The 23,033-nt window shown below is 39.9% G+C and carries 13 protein-coding genes and 2 pseudogenes; 9 read left to right on the plus strand and 6 right to left on the minus strand.

The window, feature by feature from the left end:
* Position 1: 1 nt before the first annotated feature.
* The 4 genes from D0T57_RS09960 to D0T57_RS09975 form a co-directional block, all read right to left on the minus strand.
* On the minus strand, positions 2-3,385 hold the full coding sequence (locus D0T57_RS09960) for a TonB-dependent receptor (RefSeq protein WP_163273346.1): 3,384 nt from the start codon (positions 3,383-3,385) through the stop codon (positions 2-4).
* Positions 3,386-3,550: 165 nt separating this feature from the next.
* Complete coding sequence (locus tag D0T57_RS09965; RefSeq protein ID WP_163273347.1) at positions 3,551-4,543, minus strand: FecR family protein; 993 nt, start codon at positions 4,541-4,543, stop codon at positions 3,551-3,553.
* A 45-nt stretch (positions 4,544-4,588) separates the two neighbouring features.
* Complete coding sequence (locus tag D0T57_RS09970) at positions 4,589-5,122, minus strand: RNA polymerase sigma-70 factor (RefSeq protein ID WP_163273348.1); 534 nt, start codon at positions 5,120-5,122, stop codon at positions 4,589-4,591.
* A gap of 52 nt (positions 5,123-5,174) precedes the next feature.
* Positions 5,175-6,149, minus strand: a complete 975-nt coding sequence (locus D0T57_RS09975; RefSeq protein WP_163273349.1) for a FecR family protein — start codon at positions 6,147-6,149, stop codon at positions 5,175-5,177.
* A gap of 514 nt (positions 6,150-6,663) precedes the next feature.
* Between D0T57_RS09975 and D0T57_RS09980 the strand changes: the two genes are divergently transcribed.
* The 9 genes from D0T57_RS09980 to D0T57_RS10020 all read left to right on the plus strand — a co-directional run bounded on the left by D0T57_RS09980 (position 6,664) and on the right by D0T57_RS10020 (position 21,677).
* Positions 6,664-8,088 carry a sulfatase gene (locus D0T57_RS09980; protein WP_163273350.1) on the plus strand — a complete coding sequence of 475 codons (1,425 nt, stop codon included), beginning with the start codon at positions 6,664-6,666 and terminating at the stop codon, positions 8,086-8,088.
* 51 nt (positions 8,089-8,139) lie between these two features.
* Positions 8,140-9,669: a sulfatase gene (locus tag D0T57_RS09985; protein WP_255490567.1), complete on the plus strand. Its 1,530-nt coding sequence runs from the start codon at positions 8,140-8,142 to the stop codon at positions 9,667-9,669.
* 39 nt (positions 9,670-9,708) lie between these two features.
* Positions 9,709-11,982 (plus strand): family 20 glycosylhydrolase, encoded by a 2,274-nt coding sequence (locus D0T57_RS09990; protein WP_163273352.1) that lies wholly within the window; start codon positions 9,709-9,711, stop codon positions 11,980-11,982.
* Positions 11,983-12,225: 243 nt separating this feature from the next.
* A complete protein-coding gene (locus D0T57_RS09995) occupies positions 12,226-12,813 on the plus strand; it encodes an RNA polymerase sigma-70 factor (protein ID WP_163273353.1) in 588 nt (195 codons plus the stop codon).
* A gap of 88 nt (positions 12,814-12,901) precedes the next feature.
* Positions 12,902-13,858 (plus strand): FecR family protein, encoded by a 957-nt coding sequence (locus tag D0T57_RS10000; protein WP_163273354.1) that lies wholly within the window; start codon positions 12,902-12,904, stop codon positions 13,856-13,858.
* Between the two features lie 393 nt (positions 13,859-14,251).
* Positions 14,252-17,539 carry a SusC/RagA family TonB-linked outer membrane protein gene (locus D0T57_RS10005; protein ID WP_255490564.1) on the plus strand — a complete coding sequence of 1,096 codons (3,288 nt, stop codon included), beginning with the start codon at positions 14,252-14,254 and terminating at the stop codon, positions 17,537-17,539.
* A 24-nt stretch (positions 17,540-17,563) separates the two neighbouring features.
* Positions 17,564-19,159 carry a SusD/RagB family nutrient-binding outer membrane lipoprotein gene (locus D0T57_RS10010; RefSeq protein WP_163273356.1) on the plus strand — a complete coding sequence of 532 codons (1,596 nt, stop codon included), beginning with the start codon at positions 17,564-17,566 and terminating at the stop codon, positions 19,157-19,159.
* 60 nt (positions 19,160-19,219) lie between these two features.
* Complete coding sequence (locus tag D0T57_RS10015) at positions 19,220-20,344, plus strand: glycoside hydrolase family 18 (RefSeq protein ID WP_163273357.1); 1,125 nt, start codon at positions 19,220-19,222, stop codon at positions 20,342-20,344.
* Between the two features lie 31 nt (positions 20,345-20,375).
* On the plus strand, positions 20,376-21,677 hold the full coding sequence (locus D0T57_RS10020; RefSeq protein WP_163273358.1) for a DUF1735 domain-containing protein: 1,302 nt from the start codon (positions 20,376-20,378) through the stop codon (positions 21,675-21,677).
* 154 nt (positions 21,678-21,831) lie between these two features.
* Here D0T57_RS10020 and D0T57_RS10025 read toward each other — a convergent pair.
* Both D0T57_RS10025 and D0T57_RS15870 read right to left on the minus strand, forming a co-directional pair.
* A pseudogene (locus D0T57_RS10025) lies at positions 21,832-22,812 on the minus strand (MFS transporter); the annotation flags it as partial.
* Positions 22,813-22,921: 109 nt separating this feature from the next.
* Positions 22,922-23,033: pseudogene (locus D0T57_RS15870) on the minus strand (transposase); the annotation flags it as partial.

Raw genomic sequence — 23,033 nt, forward strand, 5'->3', positions numbered from 1 at the left:
TTTAGAATTTAAGATTTATGTTAAAACCATAGGTACGCATAGATGGAAGTATAAAGTAATCGATTCCCTGATAGAAAGCATCTGTTCTGGAAACAGATTCCGGATCGAATGGAGCTTTATTGTAAATCATCCAAAGATTGCGTCCTACTAAGGATACTTTAACATCGCATATATTCCCTATCCATCTTCTTGGGATGGTATATCCTATAGAAGCTTCCTGCAGGCGTACATTTGTAGCAGAGTATGTATAATACTGAGGAACGGCTGTACCTCCTGCCACTACACTGTACCAGCCTTCCGGATTTACCCGGTCGTTTCCGTTAACAGCTACATAACCACGGTCGCGGGCAGCAGCCGATGCGTCAGATACTCCGTATTCATCCAATATGGCTTGTGTACGCGAGAATGTTATACCTCCCAGGCGTGCCGTAACCATGAAGCCGACATTAAGGTTTTTCCACGAAAAATTGTTTCGCCAGGCTAAGTTGGCCTTAGGTGATACGCTACCTAGTTTGATATAACTGTTTATATCCTGTATAGATTCGGTGTGTACTCCATTATTTTCATCTATATAGATAGCACCATTAGCATCTCTTCTAAGATCCATCATCGAATATAGGTCGCCCATATCTCCACCCTCTTTCAGTATAAAGCGGGTACTGCCCAGACCACCTACGTTCATATAGTCGATGTTAATCAATTCCCCGGTTGCAGGATTCAATTCGTTTTGCGCCAAACGAAGTATTTTGTTTCTGTTCATAGAGAACGTAATTCCGGTATCCCAAGTGAAATTGCTCCATTTGTTATTGTAGTTCAATGCCATTTCCAATCCTTGGTTGCGTACAGCACCAGATTGCATATATACTACAGAATACTGTGTACCTCCGTCTATTTCGAATACCTGATCTTCTGTTTTAGAATTATAGTAAGTAACATCCAGTTCGAAGTTCTTGAGGAAGCGTAAATTGAGCCCTACTTCGAACGATTGTGTACGTTCGGGTTTCAGATCGTATTTAGGCCTTGAGGTCAGTACTACCCATGTTCCGGTAGCTTCATCCCATGTGTAACGCGGATTTGCAATATATCTTTGGAAGGCATTACCTACCGAAGCATAAGAAGCGCGCAGTTTGGCATATGACAAATAATTCTTATTCAGATTAGGTATCAACTCTGATACGACAGCCGACAAACCCACCGAAGGATAGAAGAAAGATTTGTTTTTTGAACGAGGACCTGCCAATTGCGACGGCCAGTCGTTGCGACCTGTCAGCGTCAAGTAATAGGTACTTTTATATCCAAGTTCGGCCGATGCATAAAGAGACTGAACCTGCTCGTGCCATCCGTTTTGAAGAGACTTGGTCTTAGATTTGCTTAAGTTCTGAACAGAAAATTCGTTTGTTAAGCCAACCGGTTCTCCGGGGAAAGCATCCGATCCGTCTGCGATAGGGCCGCGTACTCCCAACTCGTCATATTTAGAATCGTTGAACGATCCTCCCAGATTGGCCTGCAAGCTCCAGTCGTCTCCAAAGTATTTATTTACACTCACAAGGAAATCGCCATACAGCTGTTTATCCTTGCTTTTCACTATTCCAAAAAGCCCCCTGTTCGACAGTTCGGTTAATTGCGTATTAGTGGTAGCAAAGAACTTCTCTGTAAAATCATTATCTGAGTTATCCATCCGGATACGGCCAGCAATGCTTAACCAATCCAACACCTGATAGCTCAAACTTGCGCCGAGCATATAGCGGTCTTTCTTGTTTTCGCGCAGATTACGGTAATTGATCCAGTAAGGATTTTGCATAGTCATACTGGCATCGCCCGGAGCCCATCGCTGAGTATATATTTTACGGGCGGGATCGTATTCTTCATATGCTTTAGCATCTCCCCAGTCAACTCCTCTCGGGTATAAGTAAGCTCCTACCATCGGGTTGTTGTATGTTCCCTGGTTTGTCAGATTCCGGTCTTCTTGCCTTATATAATTGGCATTCACATCCAACGACATCTTATCGTTGAGGAAAGAAGTGGTATTGCGGAAAGTAAAGTTATAACGTGCATATTTGTTATTGGGAACGATACCTTTCGAATTTATTGCTGCGGCAGATGCATAAGTCTGGTTTTTGTCTGTACCGGTAGACAGGGATACACTTTCTGTAGCAATAACGCCTGTTTGGAAATAATCGCTTTTAGGATCGTATTTAATATACTGTGCCTCTGTCTGTTTTGGGCCCCAGCTATGATCGGGGCTAGCATTCAATACACCACCAAGGCCTCTTGCATATCGTGTTTGGAATTTTGGCATTACAAAAGGATTGCCAAATTCGACATTGCTGTTTACTGAAATGTTTATCCTACCTTCTTTTCCTTTTTTCGTATTTATGATTATTGCTCCGTTTGCAGCCGAAGAACCATAAAGAGCTGCGGCAGCGGCTCCCGTCAATACCGACATTGATTCAATATCCTCCGGATTAATATCTGCTATAGGGTCAGTCGATCCGCGTGAGTCGGCTTCTTTGTTCTGCATGTCGTTGCCACCACCGCCCAGCACTTGCTTGTACATAGGCACACCATCGATCACATACAAAGCGTCGGATGATTGCATAATGGATTTTGTACCACGCATTGTCACTTTCGAGATTCCTCCTACGCCCGACGATGAAGCATTGATATTTAGCCCTGCTACCTTTCCGCTCAATGCATTGATAAAGTTTGCATCTTTGTTTGTGGTTATAGCATCGGAGTTTACTTGTTGCACATTATAGCTCAATGCTTTTTCAGACCTTTTGATACCCAAAGCTGTAACAACAACGGCTTCCAGATCTTTAGTATTAGGATTTAATTTTATATCATAACTATTCTTGTCCGAAACTGTTACATTCTGAGAATCATAGCCCACAAAAGAAACGACAAGCACTGTTCCTTTGGCTGCAAGCAGACTGAAATAGCCGTCGACATCGGTAATGGTTCCGACAGTTGTTCCTCTGACACTCACGGTGGCTCCTGGAAGTGGGCTACCCATTTCGTCGAGAACTTTACCCGTCACTGTTTTGCCAACAGGTTCGTCTTTCTTTTGAGGTACGATAATTATATATTCATTTTTTAACTGATAACTGAATCCTGTTCCTGCAAGGATAGTGCTTAAGGCTGATTCTAAAGGTTGGCTCACAATACTTAGCTGAATACGTTTATCCCCATTCAGTTTCGATTCATTGTAGGCGATTGACATTTTCGACTGCTTTTCTACTTCCTGTAATGCTTCCTTAATAGTGATATTACTATTGTTAATTGATATTCTTACATTGTTCTGGGCGTGACCAATCAGATGTAAAGAAAAGAAGCAAAATAAAAGTAATAATTTAAAGTGTGTGTTTACACGACAATATTCCATAAATTAATACATTTTGGGTGTTAGTACTTTAGTATTAGTTTTTACTCTCGCAAATGGATGCACACGAGGTGCTTCCATCAGTATTGAATAATTTTTGTTTCATATCCGGATTGGCCGAGTCCGGATACTTTTTTCCATAGTATCACTTTTTTGGCGTTCTACAATCTATTTCATTTTTTTTGAGTTTATATAATATGAATCTTTTATTTGTTTGTAATCGAAGTCGTCGGCGACTTCTTTTATTATATCCATTATACCGGAAAGCGAAGCGTCTTTCTTGAATCTGAAGTTGTATTTATCGTCATTGAATACATTGGACCTGAACTGGAACGACACGGCATATTTACGTTCCAATGCATTCAATATTTCTTTTATAGTAGATCCTCTGAATATGAGTTCTCCTCTCTGCCATGCTGTAGCTTCATGGATATCTACCTGCTCAATTTCTTTATGTTGGGTATCCCGTTTGTACACAAATTGTTCGTTGGTTTTCAGTATATATTCTTCCGGATCGTTATCACTCTGCACTTTTACGCTTCCACTTATCAGGGTTGCCCTGAAATAGACATCATCGGGATACGAGGATACATCGAATTCTGTACCCAGGGCTGTTACTGAAAACCCTTTGGACTTAACAATAAAGGGGATGTCGGAATTTTTTCTCACATCGAAATTCGCTTCTCCCGAAATATATACAGTTCTCGTATCTTCTCCGTAAGACTCAGGATAGAGGATTATCGTTCCTGAGTTTGCATATATGATGCTTCCGTCGGGCAATGTGATAGATTTGTATTTTCCGGCTTCCGAGAAATGTTCTACGAAATTAGTTTCAACATGTGTTTTGTTGGTGTTCGTAAAAAAATAAACGGAAGATAAAATGACAATCGAAGCGATGGCTGCAACATTACGCAAAAAGGCTAAAGCTTTCTTACGTTTTTTCATCCTTAATGAATAATATTTTGCCTGTAAGGACAGAAGGGATTGGAAAATATCTTTTGTTTGCAGATTATCGGTATTGTTCCATATGTAAAGTAAAGCATCTCGCTTTTCTTCTGTATATTCTCCATTGACCAGCCATTCGTGAAATTTCCTTTTTGCAGGTTCACTTATTTCTGAGCCAGTGTATAATCGTATTATTTCGTTTATATATTTGTTCATTCTTGATTGCATATACTATATATACAACCAACGAAAGAATACTACTCAATGCGGAATGTAAAATAACAACTTTTTTTTCAGATCGGCTAGCGCCAAATAAAGATGACGTTCGACCGTCCTTACCGACATATCCAGCAATTGGGCTATAGATGCGTTGCTTTTGCCTTCGAAACGGCTCATTTTAAAGATTTCTTTTCTACGCTCGGGCATTTGTTCTATAGCATACGTAAGGATAAGTTCTATTTCCTTTGCATGAAGTTTGTCATCTATGCCAAATTCTTCTATTATGGGATTTTTATCAACTTGTCCTTGCTGGTATTTCCTTTCTATATTTTTGTGTTTGATAAAATTGAAAATATGGTTTTTGACCATTTTGAATAAATAATTATTCCTTTTTTCCAAGTTGTTCCATATTTCAGGCATGTCTATCAATTTCAGATAAATGTCTTGAGAAACGTCTTCAGCATCTTCTTCCGACATCAATATTTGCCGGGCAAAAGCTTTTACCTTCGGATAAGTTTCTATAAAGAACTTTGCGAAATCTTCTCTTAATACAGGATTATTATCTATAAACTTCATAGGAAAACAAGATTAATAAAGTCAGCGGTCTCAACTATACCTATTAACACATTTATTTTCTTTTCGGACTTATACAGTATAAGTCTCCATCCTTCTTATACTCAAAATCGGCAACTTCTTTTATTATGTTCATTATATCTGTTATAGAAGCCTCTTTTTTGAACTTGAAATTATATTTATCGTTATCAAAAGCACTATTTTCGTACTGAAATGACACCTTATAGTTGCGTTCCAGTACATTTAGTATCTCATTGATTGTAACGCCCCTGAACAAAAGTTCATTTCTTTGCCATGCTGTAATTTCATGTATATCTACATCTCTGACATTATGTTTCCCTGTATGCTTGTCATAAATAAGTTGGTGCCCGGGCAGCAGGGTATGTTCCAACCCGCTAGCTTGAACAACTTTCACACTTCCGTTTATCAGGGTCACCTTGATATACGCATCCTCCGGGTATGCGCATACATTAAACTCTGTACCTAAGGCTGTTATTGAAATCCCTGCCGATTTTACAATAAATGGAACCTTCTCGTTTTTTTGTACATCAAAGTTAGCTTCCCCCGAAAGATAAATAGTGCGTGCTTCTTTTCCGAAATGATCGGGATAAATGATTAAGGATTTTGAATTGATTTGAGCAGCACTACCATCCGGCAGAATCATAGTTTCAGTTTGCCCCGTTTGCGTAAAGTATTCATTAAATGATATATCAGTAGATTTTGATCGAGGCAAAAAGAAAATAGAAGATATTATCAATATTATCGCGACTGCTGCCGCAGATTTCCATAGCAGAATCTTTGTTTTTTTCTTCCTTTGTATGACTTTTTCCTGTAAAGCGACGAAGGATGGTAAACTATCTTCGGTTGAGGCATTATTATCCTGCTCCCATAAACGGAATAAAGCATCTTCCTTTTCTTCGGAAAATTCTTCATCTATAAGCCATTCATGGAACTCATCTTTTGTCGCGCCTTCCGCTTTTGTCTTACTATATAACTCAATAATTTTATCGATATACTTATCGTCCATCATATTTAATACAATTTAGTAGGATAAAGTACTCAATGATTTTGAAAATAAATAACATTTACGTATTTCCTTGTTAACAAATGTAATGACAAGTAACCGAAAAATCTAATATTTGATAAAAATATATTTCTTCTGTTTTATGCCTAATTGAAAAAATGGCTGTAACTCCATAATGTAAAAAATCTATTTACCATTATAGTTTAGCGATTGAATAACATTTAGTTGTAAAGAATGCAAACAACACCTCCGGAGCATATAAAATATAAATCCCGATTATTTATACAAATCAGGCTCTTGACTACCTCTTGATTACCTTTTAATCAATTTATTTTCCACAATTATCCATTTTTCACTAGGAAGAGGGGCTAGTTATGTGTTTTAATTTATAAAGGGTATTATAAAACCTGATTGACAATTACCAAGAAAAACCAGAATTGATTGATCTATGAAAATAACATAAGAGCTGTTTCATGTTGTTTTGGTATCTATTGATTCATTAAAATAAAACCGCAAACAAATGAATAGGAATAAACTATTAGTATTAGGTGCGCTAAGTGCTGTAGGCGTGAACAACTATGCAGCAGAAAAACCAACCAACATAATTCTTATAAACCTTGACGATGTCGGTTATGGCGATTTCTCTTTCAACGGAGCGTTTGGTTACGAGACCCCCAATATAGACCATATGGCTTCGCAAGGGATGCGTTTTACGCATTTTCTCGCGGCACAGCCTATAAGCGGAGCTTCTCGCGCAGGATTGCTTACTGGATGTTACCCAAATCGTATAGGCTTTTCGGGAGCACCGGGACCTGATTCCGATTATGGCATCAATCCGGAGGAAATGACAATAGGTGAGTTGCTGAAACAAAAGAAGTATAATACAGCTATATACGGAAAATGGCATTTGGGTGATGCTAAGCCTTTTATGCCATTGCAAAATGGTTTTGACGAATATTATGGCTTGCCATACTCCAACGATATGTGGCCATATCATCCATGGCAGGGAGATGTGTTCAATTTTCCTGATTTACCGACTTTCGAAGGTAATACTATTGTAGGGTATAATACCGACCAAACAAAATTTACTACAGACTATACCGACCGTACGGTGAACTTTATAAAGAAGAATAAGGATAAACCATTCTTTATTTATCTGGCTCATTCCATGCCGCATGTGCCACTGGCAGTTTCCGACAAATTCAAAGGGAAAAGCCAGCAGGGATTGTTTGGCGATGTAATGATGGAAATAGACTGGAGTGTCGGTCAGGTGTTGAAAGCATTAAGGGAATTAGGGTTGGAAGAAAATACGTTGGTGATACTTACTTCCGACAACGGGCCTTGGGCAAATTATGGAAACCATGCAGGTTCTACCGGTGGGCTACGAGAAGCTAAAGCGACGACGTTCGATGGAGGAAACCGTATTCCTTGCATCATGTACTGGAAAGGGCAAATAGAACCCGGAACTACATGTAATAAACTGGCATCTAATATAGACCTCTTACCTACTTTTGCCGAAATAGCCGATGCCCCATTGCCAAAGCGCAAGATAGATGGTGTCAGCTTATTGCCTCTGATGAAAAGCGAGGAAGGGGCTAACCCACGTAAATCGTTTGTCTATTATTTCAGGAGAAATGATTTGGAGGCAGTAACAGATGGTATGTTCAAACTAGTATTCCCACACCCTTATACCACATACACAGAGTATGTTCCCGGCAATGATGGCCAACCAGGCAAATTGTTGGAAACAGAATTGAAAAAGAGCGAACTGTATGATCTTCGCCGCGATCCGGGAGAACGTTACAATGTGTTGAGCCAATACCCGGAGAAAGTATTGGAACTGACTCAGATTGCAAATGAAATGCGCAGTGACTTAGGTGATAATCTTACGAAAGCAGAAGGGACTGGGCGACGCAAAGCCGGATTGACCAAAGACTTTAAGTAAATGGAAGTGCGAAAAAGATTTTTATTACCGATAGGGGCGTTGGCTAGCCTGATGCCAGCCGCCGCTCAAACTGAGCTGCCGCCGCAAAAGACTGAAAAGGAACGCCCCAATATACTCTTTATCCTTTCCGACGACCACACATCCCAGTCGTGGGGTATTTATGGCGGAATATTGAGTAATTATGTAAAAAACGAGAATATAAGGCGTCTGGCAGCGGAAGGGTGTGTCTTGGATAATGCGTTTTGCACAAACTCCATTTCTGTGCCCAGCAGGGCGTCGATAATGACAGGGGCGTATAGCCAGGTCAATGGTGTATATACATTGGAAGATGCGTTGCTGCCCGAACAAGACAATATAGCGAAACAATTACAAGCCGGAGGCTATCAAACGGCTCTGTTCGGAAAATGGCACCTGAAGAAAAGGCCTTCGGGGTTCGATCATTTCCGGGTGTTTCACGATCAGGGGGAATATTACAACCCAATCATGAAGGCGGAACACAATTGGGTAGATGATGATGCCGGAAAATCGGGAGACACGATATGCGGTTTCTCTACTGATATAGTGACAGATATGACTATCGACTGGATTAAGCACCGGGAGAAAGATAAGCCTTTTATGATGTTTTGTCATTTTAAAGCGACGCATGAACCCTGGGACTTTCCCGAACGATTTAAGCATTTGTATGATGACGTCGTATTTCCTGAGCCTGAGAATTTGATGGAATTTACGCCACAAAGCTCCGGACGTACCTATCAGGGGCAACAATTGGAAAATATGGCTTGGCGATGGCAAACAGCCTCGAAAGATCCCGCCGGTTGGTGGTGCGTTTACCCCGAACTTCCATTTACTACCGAAGGGTTAGATAAAATAGAAGCACGCAAGAAAACATACCAGAAGATGATTAAGGATTATCTGCGTTGTGGTGCAGCTATTGACGACAATATTGGCAGGCTTCTGAATATGTTGGACGAAGAAGGGCTGGCAGAAAATACAATCGTTATTTATGTTTCCGATCAGGGTTATTTTTTAGGTGAACATGGTTTTTTCGACAAACGGATGATGCTTGAAGAATCGTTACGAATGCCGTTTGTTATCCGTTACCCGAAAGAAATACCGGAAGGTACCCGCAACAAAGATATCATATTGAATGTAGATTTTGCTTCGCTATTGGCCGACTATGCTAATACGGGTGTACCTCTCGGCTCTCAAGGGAAAAGTTTTCGCGACAACCTGAAAGGGAAAACTCCCGCAGGATGGCGGCAGTCTATGTATTACAGGTATTGGACGCATCATGGTATTCGTCCTGCCCATATGGGAATCCGCAATCATAGCTACAAATTAATGTTTCTCTACGGAAATCCTTTAGGCTTAAAAGGTTCTGAAAAAACAGCAACAATCCCGGCATGGGAATTTTACGATCTGACAGCCGATCCTCAGGAAAACCATAATCAATACGGTGATCCTCAATACAAAGAGGTTATTGAACGGATGAAAAAAGAAATGCTGGAATTAAAGTCTGAGGTCAAGGACGTAGATAACAATCCCGACATGCAGAAAATAATGGATTCCTTTTATTGGTGATTTTTTTAAACTGACTATATAATTTTTGATAAAACCCTCATGAAAAAGAATATTTTAATTGTCCTGTTTATTATAGCTTGTATGTTTAAATTGCAAGCTTCAAATAATCCGCAACTCCCGATAATCCCGTACCCATCTAACATCCAGACGATGGACGGGAACTTTATTTTGAATGGAGAGACCTCTGTTTCGGTTGTTGGTTCTTATAAGTTCGAAAATGAAATCAGTTATTTACAATCGCTGGTCAAAAGCGTTATTGGTAAAGATATTACAATATCAAACAATCGAGGGAATAATAAAATCGAATTTAAATATAATCCAGCACTAGTATCAGACGAAGCTTATATGCTGGAGGTAAACTCAGCCCAAATTACTATTTCAGCCAAAGCAGGGCAAGGAGCTTTTTATGCAATCCAGACATTAAGCCAAATAATGAATCCCGATCCACAGGGTTTCATGTCGTTTCCTAACCTGAAGATAGAAGATAGTCCTGCATTCAAATGGAGAGGAATGCATCTGGATATTTCCCGCCATTTTTTTAACATGGAGTATATTAAAAAACATATCGACCGTTTGTCTTTTTATAAATTCAATAAGCTACATTTACATTTGACTGACGATCAGGGTTGGAGGATAGAGATAAAACAATATCCTAAATTAACTACAGAAGGAGCTTGGCGCACCCTCAAAAATAAGCACGATTCTATATGTATAGAAAGATCGAAAGAGAATCCTAATTTTGAGATTGACTCTCGTTTCATCCACGAAAAAGACGGGGTAAAGGTCTATGGAGGGTTCTATACACAGGAGCAGATGAAAGAGTTGATCGCTTATGCCCGTGAAAGGCACGTCGAAATTATACCAGAAGTAGATATGCCGGGCCATATGATGGCTGCTATCAAATCCTATCCTTTTCTGGTAGATGGAGATGCCGGATGGGGTGAACTTTTTTCAACTCCGATTTGTCCGTGCAAAGAAGACGTTTATACATTCACAAAGAATGTATTAGCCGAAATTATAGATTTATTCCCATCCAAATACATTCATATAGGGGCAGATGAGGTGGATAAGGAGACTTGGGAAAAATCGGAGTTATGTAAAGAGTTTATGCAAAAACACAATCTCGAAGATGTAAGTAAGCTACAGAGCTATTTCGTACACGAAATGCAAAGTTTTGTTGAATCGAAAGGGAAAAAGATAATTGCCTGGGATGAGATTTTGCAGGGAGGTACCAATCCGGATGTCACTGTAATGTATTGGAGGGGCTGGGTGAAGGGTGCACCATTAGAGGCTGTAAATAATGGGAACGAAGTGATTATGACCCCTACCAACCCATTGTATTTCGATTATGCCAATAATAACACCAGTGTGTACAATGTATATACCATGAATGTCATATATCCTGAAATACCAGAAGATAAACGTTCTCTGATACAAGGGGCACAAGCTAATCTGTGGGCTGAATATATCCCGACAGAGCAACAGGCAGATTTCCAGATGTATCCGCGTATGCTTGCTTTGGCCGAAAGAGTCTGGACTGATGACACTAAGCATTTTGACGCTTTCTATACACGGTTATTAAAACATTTTCCGAAACTCGATGCTATGGGAGTACATTACAGATTGCCTGATATCGAAGGTTTTGCCCTGGAAAACGTATATGTTGGTTCTACCCGGTTTCTGGTTCAAAGCCCACTACCGGGAATGAAGATACATTATACATTGGATGGAAGCACTCCACAGCACACATCGCCAATACTTGAGTCTCCTGTGTCTATATCAACTCCAACAGCATTGAGAATGGCTCTATTCAGTCCCGGAGGAGCAAGAGGGGAGATTTATAATCTGAATTTTAAGCCGAGTGATATGAAAGTCTCTGTGTCGGCAAACGATACTCAATCGGGATTGCTATGTGGCTTTTTCGACAAGAAATTTAAAAACACAAAAGAGATAGCAAGTGAGGTAGCCGACGAAACCTTCGTTGTTGCCAATATTAAAGCTCCGAAAGAAACAAAATCTTTTGGCTTGGTGTTTAACGGCTACATAGATGTGCCGGAGACTGGTATCTATAGTTTCTTTTTTACCTGCGATGACGGTGGGGTTTTGTATATCGACAACGAAATGGTAATAGACAATGATGGGCTGCACTCAGCAATACTAAAAAGCGGGCAGGCAGCAATGCAAAAAGGGCTTCATCCGTTTAAACTCGATTTTGTTGAAGGAGGAGGAGGATATACATTAAGGCTGCAATATAGCTTTAATGGCAGCGCCCCTAGAGACATTCCTGACAACTGGTTTAGATATGCTAAATAGGAAATTATGTTGCAATGAATAAAAAAATCAAGTTATAATATACGGTAAAGAAGGCGTTGCCACAACGATGTCTTCTTTACCTGTATTTTGTTTTATGATGTGTACTTAGGATTTTAATTCCTACTCCCTTTTCAAATATCCGTCTGCTGTTTTCAATATAATTCGGCAGTGTTGCACTCTGAGATATAAAATTAAGATTTCACGCTACTGCAGGTTATTTTTTGTACAAATAAGTCATTGCCAATGAATAAGGATAACTTTTTAAACTCAAACTCCTTTAATGATTTTTATAAAAACAACTATACGAAATTTGTTCATTTTGCTTATAGTTATATAAAGGATATGCCTGTTTCAGAAGACTTTGTGACAGAATCTTTTATTTCCTGCTGGATCAATAAAGAGACTTTGGGCGAAAATGTAAACATTCGCGCCTATGTACTGACTAGTATTAAAAATAAATGTTTGAACCATCTGCGCGATACCCAGTTACAGGAAAATATATTAAAAAAGATGTCGGAATATTCGATATGGGATAGAGAGATGCGTATAAACAGCCTCGAAGCCTGCGACCCCGAAGAAATATATTCCGGCGAACTTCAAGCTTTGCTGGATAAAGCTTTGGCCGTGATGCCCGAAAAAACGCTGGCTGTTTTTATGGCAAGCCGCTATCAGGATAAAACATATAAAGAAATTGCAGAAGAAATGGGGCTTTCGGCAAAAGGAGTCGGATTTCATATTACAAAAGCACTTAAAATATTGCGTACACACCTGAAGGACTATATAGCATCTATCCTTTTTGCTCTTTTTGTGTGTTTTTTTATAAATAATTAAAAATTTCACTAGGAGGTGTAATTCTTTATGTGTCCTAATATATAGAGGGCAAAGAAAACAATTAAATAAGATTGCCAATAATTAGAACATGGATCAGAAAACAATATATAAATTTCTCAACAGTCAGGCGACAGAAAACGAAGAACTGGCTTTAAAATCTTGGGTAGAGGAAAGTGCCGAAAATGAGCATTTGTTCCTCGAACAACGAAAATTATATGATTCCCTGACCTTGCTTAAAGACGAAGACGATCTCAGGCAAGTGCTTTTATCTAAGACAGATTCATCTTCAGGGCGCAGGATTCCATTGTTTAGAGAAATATTAAAAATAGCATCTGTTGCTGTAATTGCATTTTTGATAGGCTATCTGGCTGTAAACAAGCCGGAAGAGAACAAATATACAGCTATGCAAACTATAACAGTACCAGCAGGCCAGCGGATAAATATCCTATTGCCCGATGGCACCAATGTATGGCTGAATGCACAAACAACTATAGAATATCCTGTCTCTTTCAACAATAAAGAACGTTTTATAAAACTAGACGGACAGGCATATTTCGAGGTAAAGCATGACAGCGAAGTGCCTTTCATCGTAGAAACCGTTAAAGGACGGATACGTGTTTTGGGTACTAAGTTCGATGTGTTGTCTTATTCTAATTCCGACACATTCGAGACAGCGTTAATGGAAGGTTCTGTCGAAGTTGCCTTGTCTTCCGACCCGACACAAGTAATAACCTTATCTCCCGATACAAAAGCATACATGGAGAGTGACAAACTGTATAAAGTACCCTTAGTCGATCAAAACCCATATCGTTGGAAAGAAGGTCTGATAAGTTTCGAAGATTGCCCGTTTGAAAATATCATGAAAGAGTTTGAAAAAAGTTATGGGGTGAAAATTATCATCCAGAATAGCAGAATCTTAAAATACTCTTATACAGGCAAATTCAGAGTGATCGATGGTATAGATCATGCATTAAGGGTATTGCAAAAAGACCTGCGCTTTACCTATAATCGCGATCCTGAGAGCAATGACTTATATATCAAATAAACGTGAATATAGACAACCCGGACTATGATGTAATAGGATACTGTGAAAAATAAAACCTGAGTGATATAGAGCACTCAATACAACTTTAATCTAATACCTAAGGGCTAAAAGCCCTGCTATGTCATGAGTATAAATCTGAATTGAAATATGAAAATTTATAGACAAATAATCATGAAAATGTTTAACAAAGAATGGAAAACGCTTATGAAAGATGACTAAGGGAAATAATTGAAAAAAATGCCAAAAAATGCGGCAACATCTTTTGGCATTGAGCAAAAATTAATACACTAAAAATTGTATCAACTTCATTATCATTACAAATCTATGAAAAATAACGATTTGCCAGATGTTTTTCGAGAAAAATATCGCAAGGCTAAACAATTCTTTAGAATTATGAGAACAGCAATTTTGCTATTATTATGTAGCATACAATTCATGTATGCCGGTAATTCGTACTCTCAGTCAGCTAGAGTGTCGATAAAGATGAAGAATGTTCAGCTAGACAAGGTCTTGACTGAAATAGAAACTCAAACAGACTATCTATTTATTTACAACAACAAAGTGAAAGCTAAACAGCAAACGCTTTCGGTCGATGTTGTAGATAAGCCTGTAAGTACGCTTTTATCTGAAATATTCAGCAATACAGACCTGACCTATTCTATGGAAGGCAATCATATTATTGTTTCTGTAAAAGACGCTGCCGGGGTACAAACAGTACAACAGGCACGGACAATAACAGGTACAGTAGAAGATGTATCCGGAGAGCCTCTTATAGGAGTTAGCGTAGCTGTTAAAGGAACAACAACAGGCACAATGACCGATATCGACGGTAAATTTGCCTTGAATGTAAAAGATGGGGACATTATCGTCATCTCATATGTCGGTTACAAAACAAAAGAAATAGCAGTAGGCAATAAGACGACAATTAAAGTTGTCCTCGACGAAAGCAATGTTGCACTAGACGAAGTAGTAGTAACAGCGCTGGGTATCAAAAGAGCCGAAAAAGCTTTGAGCTATAGTGTGCAAAAAATCACATCGGAGGATTTGACTTCTGTAAAAGATGCCAACTTCATGAACTCACTGGCAGGTAAAGTGGCCGGAGTAAACATCAACTCTTCATCCGCAGGTATTGGCGGTGCGGTACGCGTAGTTATGCGTGGTACAAAATCAATAACTAAAGATAACAATGCGCTCTATGTAATTGACGGGGTGCCCTTGAGAAATGCAAGTAGAGGAGGTCTTAGTCAAAATGACCAATACTCAGACCAGCCTGGCGGCGAAAGCGTTTCTGATATCAACCCTGACGATATAGAAAGCATGACAGTGCTTACAGGCCCTACAGCAGCCGCACTTTATGGTTCGGCTGCTGCCAATGGGGTAATAGTTATTACAACAAAGAAAGGTAAAGAAGGAAAACCTCAGGTTACAGTTTCCAATCAAACAACATTTTCAAATCCACTGAAAATGCATGAGTTTCAAAACACTTATGCTAATATGCCGAAAGTCTATTCCAGTTGGGGAGCCAAGCAGGAAAACGGTCCGGGATATGACCCGAAAGATTTTTTCAACACAGCCGTAACTTCACAAACATCGGTAAGCCTTTCGGTAGGTAGCCAAAAAAATCAAACCTATGTATCTGTATCAAATGTAATAGGCGAAGGTCTTCTCGACAACAATGATTTGAATAAAAATACACTTAGCTTCCGCAATACCACATCTTTCCTCGATGACAAGATGACGCTTGATGCAGGTCTCACTTACGTAAACCAGAAAGAAAAAAATATGCTTGGTTCGGGTCAGTACTTCAATCCTCTGATTGCATTATATACTTATCCGCGCGGCGAAAGCCTGGAAGATCTGAGGCTTTACGAAACATACAATTCTGCAGCAGGCTATTCTAAGCAAAACTGGAAATGGGGACTTGAGAATCTTGATTTACAAAACCCATTATGGCAAATGAACCGTAATATTCGTGCAACCAAGCGTCAGCGTATTATGGCAAATGTAAACCTCGATTATAAGATCAATGACTGGTTGAGCGTAACAGGACGTGCAAGAGTAGACATAACTGCAGGAGATTATTCTCAAAAATTATATGCCTCGACAGATACCAAATTTGCAGCAAGCGAAAACGGACACTATACATTCAAGGAAGAAAAAGAAACTCAACGCTACGCCGACATCATTGGTACAATAAACAAACGATTGGAAGATTTCTCATTTTTCGTTAATGCCGGAGCGAGCACCTTCGATCAGAAATATAGTGCAGCAGGAGCGCGCGGTCCGCTGAGAGAGATACCTAATTTCTTTACCTTGATGGAAGTTAACCCGTTCGGCTCGAATGGAAATATGATACACGACCGTTATAGGCAACAAACTCAATCGATTTTTGCCAGTGCCGAAATAGGGTGGAAAGATATGCTTTATCTGTCGTTGACCGGACGTTCCGACTGGGATTCAGCACTAGCTAATACAGAGAAGAAATATTTCATGTATCCTTCAGTCGGGCTTTCGGGGCTTGTGCACGAAATGGTAAGCTTGCCTAAAGCTATAAGTTTCCTCAAAGTGAGAGGTTCTTGGGCATCTGTAGGTTCTCCTATACCGAGAAATATATCTATTGAGTCTCAAAAATATGTTCCAAACCTCAACGGATGGAACTATGAGCAAATAATGCGGATATATAGATTTAAACCGGAAAGAACAAATTCGTGGGAAATTGGGCTCAACGCCAAATTCCTGAATAATACGATTTCGGTAGATGCTACTTATTATCACTCTAATACCAAAAACCAAACATTCAATATACCACTTTCTGCATCATCGGGATATGCTTCAATGTATTTGCAGTCGGGTAATGTAGAAAACAAAGGTCTTGAATTGACCCTTGCCTACGACAACAAGTGGGGAGACTTTGCTTGGGGCTCAAGTTTTACAGCTACCCACAACAAGAATAAAGTTATTGAATTGATGGATAACGTTTACAATGCCGAAACAAATGCATATTACTCTCTCGACAAATATACCGGAGGTGGTGTAAATAATCTTGAGTTTATCATTAAAGAAGGTGGTACGATGGGAGACCTGTGGGCTAAAAACGAATTGTTGCTTGACGAAAACGGATACTATCATGTCGATCCGGCAACAGGTTCATTGAGTTCAATAGCAACAGAGAAGAAAGTTGGTTCTGTATTGCCAAAATGGAACCTTGGTTTCCGCAACGATTTCTCATGGAAAGGTATAAATCTCGGAATATTGGTTACAGCTCGTTTGGGTGGCATCGTATCATCTCATACACAAGCTATTCTTGATGGATATGGGGTATCTAAAACATCAGCCGATTTCCGCGATGCAGGAGGAGTTCCTGTAAATAATGGGAAAATGGACACTCAAACCTGGTTCCAAACCGTAGGTCTGGGGCAAGTAATGTCACACTATATTTATAGTGCTACTAATGTGCGCCTGCAAGAGCTTAGCTTAGGGTACTCGCTCCCTCCTGAATGGTTCAATAATAAAGTACGTATTAAAGCTTCGTTTGTTGGACGTAATCTTTGGATGATATACTGCAAAGCGCCGTTCGACCCTGAGTTAACTGCTTCCACAGGAACTTTCATGCAAGGGATAGACTATTTTATGCAGCCTAGCCTTAGGAGTTTGGGTTTCAATATACAACTTCAGTTCTAATTTTTGAGCAAAATTATAAAAGCTATGAGAAAATTTATCAATAACATAATAACAAAAGTCCTCTTTGTGGTTATTCTGACTACGTCAGCCTGCACAAGCAATTTCATGGACCACAACTCTCTTCCCGACCAACCCGAGCCTTCACAAATTCCAGACCGAGTGGCTTATGGGATGTCGCTGAAAAATTTGCAAAGTGTGATAATTCATGGAGTAAAAAACAGGTATCAACGTACTGAAAATCTGCTAGGTGGGGTCTATGGACGTTATTTCGCGCATTCATCTGCATCATGGACAGAGACATACGCAAACTTTAACGCTCCTGCCGGTTGGTATAATAATCCATTCAATTTTATAATGACAGATGTTTATACCGAGTGGTTTAAGGTTCAGAGCAAGAGTGGAGGCGAAGGTGTTAACTATGCATGGGCTCAGGTACTACGCATTGCAGCTATGCATCGCCTGACCGATATTGTAGGACCTATTCCTTATTCTCAGATGGGCAAAAGTCAAGAGTTGACAACAGCTTACGATTCTCAGCAAGATGTTTATATGAATATGTTTGCCGATTTGGATGTTGCCATCAAGGAACTTACAGCCTATGCAACATTGTCTCCTGAAGACCGTTCGTATGCTCCATACGATTTGGTTTACCAGGGAGATATATCGAAATGGGTAAAATTTGCCAACTCTCTCAAGTTGCGTATGGCTATGCGTATATCCTATGTTGATCCTACGAATGCTGAAAAATTTGCAACAGAGGCTATTACTCACGCTTTTGGGGTAATGACATCAGTTGATGACACTGCCGAAATCGATTATTCGGGAACAGGAGATATGAACACTCTTTGGTGGATGGCCTATAGTTATAACGAAGCTGTGGGTGCCGCTGATATCATTACTTACATGAAGAGTTATGGCGATCCGCGTCTGGAAGTTTATTTCAACAAACCGGCTTCTGGCGAAGATTATGCCGGACTTCGTGTCGGTGCTTATTTCAAAGAAGCATGGCGCAGTTCTTATTCCCTTCCTGCTGTAAAACAAACAGATAAGATGATGTGGCTTAGTGCTGCCGAAGTTGCTTTCCTTAGAGCCGAAATGGCTTTGAAGGGATGGGCTGCCGGAGGTACAGCTCAACAATTCTACGAACAGGGAATTACTTTGTCTTTCTTGCAAAATAAACTTTCGGAAGCTCAGGCTGCTACATATTACAAAAACAGTACCCTTGTGCCGGCGGCACATACCGATGCAAGAAAGGATGCTTCTTTGAACTATTCTCCACCAACACCTTACAATTTGACTCTAGCGTGGAAAGAATCTGCAGGAATAGAAGAAAAACTGGAAAAAATAATCACACAAAAGTGGATAGCTCTCTATCCTCTTGGTACAGAAGCCTGGTGTGAGCAGCGGCGTACAGGATATCCTCGTTTCTACTCTTTCGTCAACTACAAGGGATCTGAATCAGGATTAGAGACTATTGGTGCTTCGCGGACATTATATCCGGCAACCGAAAAAGACGGTAACGCGGAAAATTATCAGAAGGCTCTTCAGCTACTTGGAGGAGGCGACCTGTATGGAACCAAACTCTGGTGGGATGTTAAAACAAATAAACCAACCTGGTAGTAAGGTCTGTGCTATATGTTAGTTTGTAAATCAATTGCATAAACTGAAAAACGAAAAATCATGAATAAAATATTATTGATAGGTCTGTCGATGTTGCTCTGTTTTGCTTGCTTCACTTCGTGTGACGACTGGACCGAAGTAGAATCAAAGACATTGGAAACAGGGGACGGGAAAAGTCCTGAGTATTACGAAAATCTAAGAAAATGGAAAGCTGAGACACAGCACGATATGGCATTTGGCTGGTTTGGATTCTGGTCGGGAGAAGGAACTTCGTTAGGCAACTCTATGATAGGCTTACCCGACAGTGTACACGTAATTTCCTTGTGGGGCCCGTGGTTGCCGCATACTATGACCGAAGCCAAGAAAAAAGACCTTAAAACCTTCCAAACACTGAAGGGTAGCAAGGTAATGGTATGTATGTTTATGGAGTATGTTGGACAAGGGCTTACCAGCAAAAATGCAGAAGGCCGTGCCTCTTGGGGTTGGACATGGGAACATGCCTCTTCGGGCTGTAAAAAATGTGTATCGACCGATCCCGAAGAAAGAGCATTGCAGGTAGCTGCTATTGAAAAATATGCTGAGGCTATTGCCGATAGCTTGAAACGCGGTGGATATGACGGGCTGGATATCGATTACGAACCTCAATCACACAATGCTGCAGAACTTGTTAGCCATCCGGAAAATACAGAAGTTCTGGTTCGTGCCTTTTCTAAACATTTTGGACCTAAATCGCCAAATCCCGGCACCCTGCTAGCTGTCGACGGACAGGTGGAAAAATTGACTGCTGCTACTATTCCTTATCTGGATTATTTGCTATACCAAGCATATTCGACACCTTCGGCCTACAGTTTGAATAGTTTTGCTACAGCAATTTCGAAGAAATATACAACAGAGACTATGACTACAGAAGAAGTTCTGAAGAAGCTCTTTGTTACTGTAAACTTTGAATCTTATTCGGCAACAGGTGGAGGTGCATTCTCTATGACGGGGGAAGATGGAAAAACCATTTCAGTCAACAGACTCGAAGGGTTTGCACGTTGGCAGCCGGTAGTTGACGGAGAAACTTACCGAAAAGGAGGATATGGTGCATATCATATCGAAAAAGAATATACAATAAGTGGTAAATCCGGCTTTTATCCTTGGACCAGAAATGCAATCAGGTGGGTACACCCCCCTCAAGAATAATATAACAACATAAAATTTATAAACTGAAATTATGAAAACAATAATGAATATAAAATATATGTTGCTTGCTGTAGCTATAATCGTAGGATTAGTTGCATGTAAAGATTCTGAAGACCCTATTTCGAATAGAGTTTTCTTACACGAAGCAAGTGGACTTGAAGTTTCGTCATCCTTTGTAATTCCGGATGAGGGTACACAGGTTGTCGTTACCCCGCGTATTGCCCAGGCGCTGGATAAGGACTTGGAAATAGAAGTTTTTGTCAACGAAAGCGCCCTTGAAACTTACAACAAGAAAAATGGAACAACATACCAGCTAATGGATCAGGGCCGTTATTCGCTGAGTGTTACTAAAACTGTAATCCCTGCCGGAAAAGTACTTGCCGAGCCGGTGTATGTGTCTTTAGACGCCCTTATCCCTGAAGAAAATAAATCGGGCTTTATCTATGCCTTACCGTTGGCTGTAAAAGCGGCAGATAATTCTCTACCTTCTTTAGAGTCATCTTCTACCTTCTTTTATGCAGCTATGCCTGTTCCAATGGCAGATGTGCCTCAGCTGCAAAAATACTGTATTATGCAACTTCCATTGTCGCAAGATTATGAGTTGGAAAACTGGACTTACGAGATGTTGTTTAATGCTAGTGCTTTCACTAGTTCTTCCCCTACTTTTGCTGCAACTGCATCAGGGTATAATGCCACTGGGGGATCTGGAATTGCAAATGGTTTTTTCCTTCGTTTAGGAGATGCAGGAACAAAAGGTAATATCCTGAACGGCCGTATACAGTTTGCCGGAAAAGGTACAGGAAAGGTAGGGCTTAATACAGGTATCTGGCATCATATTGCAATTGTGTGTGCTAACAAAAACATTACTGTATATGTAGATGGTGTTGCAAATTATACTATCTCGGCAGGTTTAGATAAAGTGAAATTCGTCAAAGAACAAGGTATCAGGCTCGCCGGAGAAAATAGGACGGGTACTAATATTGCAGTGTCAACACGTTACCGTTATTCGCAAGTCCGCCTTTGGGGAGAAGCCAGAAGCGTAGAGCAACTCAAAAACAACATGTATGGTGTGCCGGAAGATTCTCCAAACTTATTGGGATATTGGAAACTGGACAGCTACACCACAGGCAAGACGATGGTAAATAAATCTGATACCGATTTGAAAACGTCAGCAGAGAAAATGGAAATTGATACATATTTCTTCAAAGACTATACTGGTAATAACCCTGATGGTTTTATAGATAGAAATCCGGCATCAAATCCGGGAGGTCTATTATTCGACAAAAATAAACGAATAGAGGTTGGTTATAGATATGACGGAACAAAACCTTAATGATATTGCATTATAGAAAATGAAAGAGTGTAAACTCTAAATCTCCAAGAGATTAAGGTGTTAAAAATTTGCCCAAGTATTATAGTCTTCTATATACTTGGGCATTTTCTTGTTTTCTGTTCTTGATTCCTCTCTAATTGAGTTCTTAAAGCCCTTAATTCTTTAGCTTACTTAATCCAAATATCATAATCACAACAAAGCAAACCAATGGGATAATAAATCCAACGGCCATAGACCACATATCAGCGATTTTGCCCATTAGCATAGGAACTACAGCCCCGCCTGCAACAGCCATAACAATAAGTGAAGATCCTTTTTCGGTATTTTCCTTTAGTCCGCTAATACCTATGGCAAATATGGTTGGATACATAATAGACATAAAAAAATAGGAAGCAAACAGGCAAATAACCGATGTCATTCCTAATCCCATAACTACAACTATCATTAATAAAATATTAATGAATGCATAGATAGATAAGAGTTTCTTGGGATTGAAGAATTTCATCATATAACAGCCTGATATCCGACCTATCATAAACATACCCATACCTCCGAAAGCTAATATTTGAGATGCTTCCAAATGGTTTATATCTGGACGTACTTCTATAACATAGTTAATAAAAAAGCTGCCAATTCCTGTTTGTCCAGCCACATATAAGAACTGGGCTATAATAGCAAAAATAAACAATGGATGTTTCAATAAATCTCTATACCTGCTTTTTGTTTCAGACGGAACTGAATGTCCTGCCGTCTGGGATTCTTCCGCCGAAATCTGAGGCAATGGAGTCTTGATGAACAAAGCCGCTATAAGCAAAACCACAACACCAATACCGACATATGGTTTGGCTAAGGCTGCGAAAGGATCTCCCTCTCCTGAAAAGATAAGTAAACCTCCTACTAAAGGGCCTAAAATCCATCCTAGCCCATTGAAAGACTGAGCAAGATTTATACGTCTTGCTCCCGATTCTGAAGGTCCGAGCACTGTAGTATAAGGATTTGCTGCTGTTTCCAGACAAGTTAGTCCACAGGCAATTACAAATAGGGCGATAAGGAATGGATAAAAAGTTTTGATTAAGGTAGCCGGATAAAAAAGGAATGCTCCTATCGCAAAAACAAGGAGGCCGAATACAATGCCTTTTTTATAGCTAAATCACAATAAAGCGTCATATTTTTGCGCAAATAAAAAGTTCTTGAATTGAGTATCCACACTTACGTCTGATACTTTTGGCTTGTGCCCATTTTCTTTCTATTGGATTTAAGTCGGGACTGTAAGGAGGAAGAAACTCTAAAGTATGTCCATGTTGTTGTACAGCCAATAAAGCATCATTCCTTTTGTGAAATGTAGCATTGTCAAGT

Origin of the sequence: Dysgonomonas sp. 511 (assembly GCF_010501105.1) — a bacterium.
Taxonomy (GTDB): Bacteria; Bacteroidota; Bacteroidia; order Bacteroidales; family Dysgonomonadaceae; genus Dysgonomonas.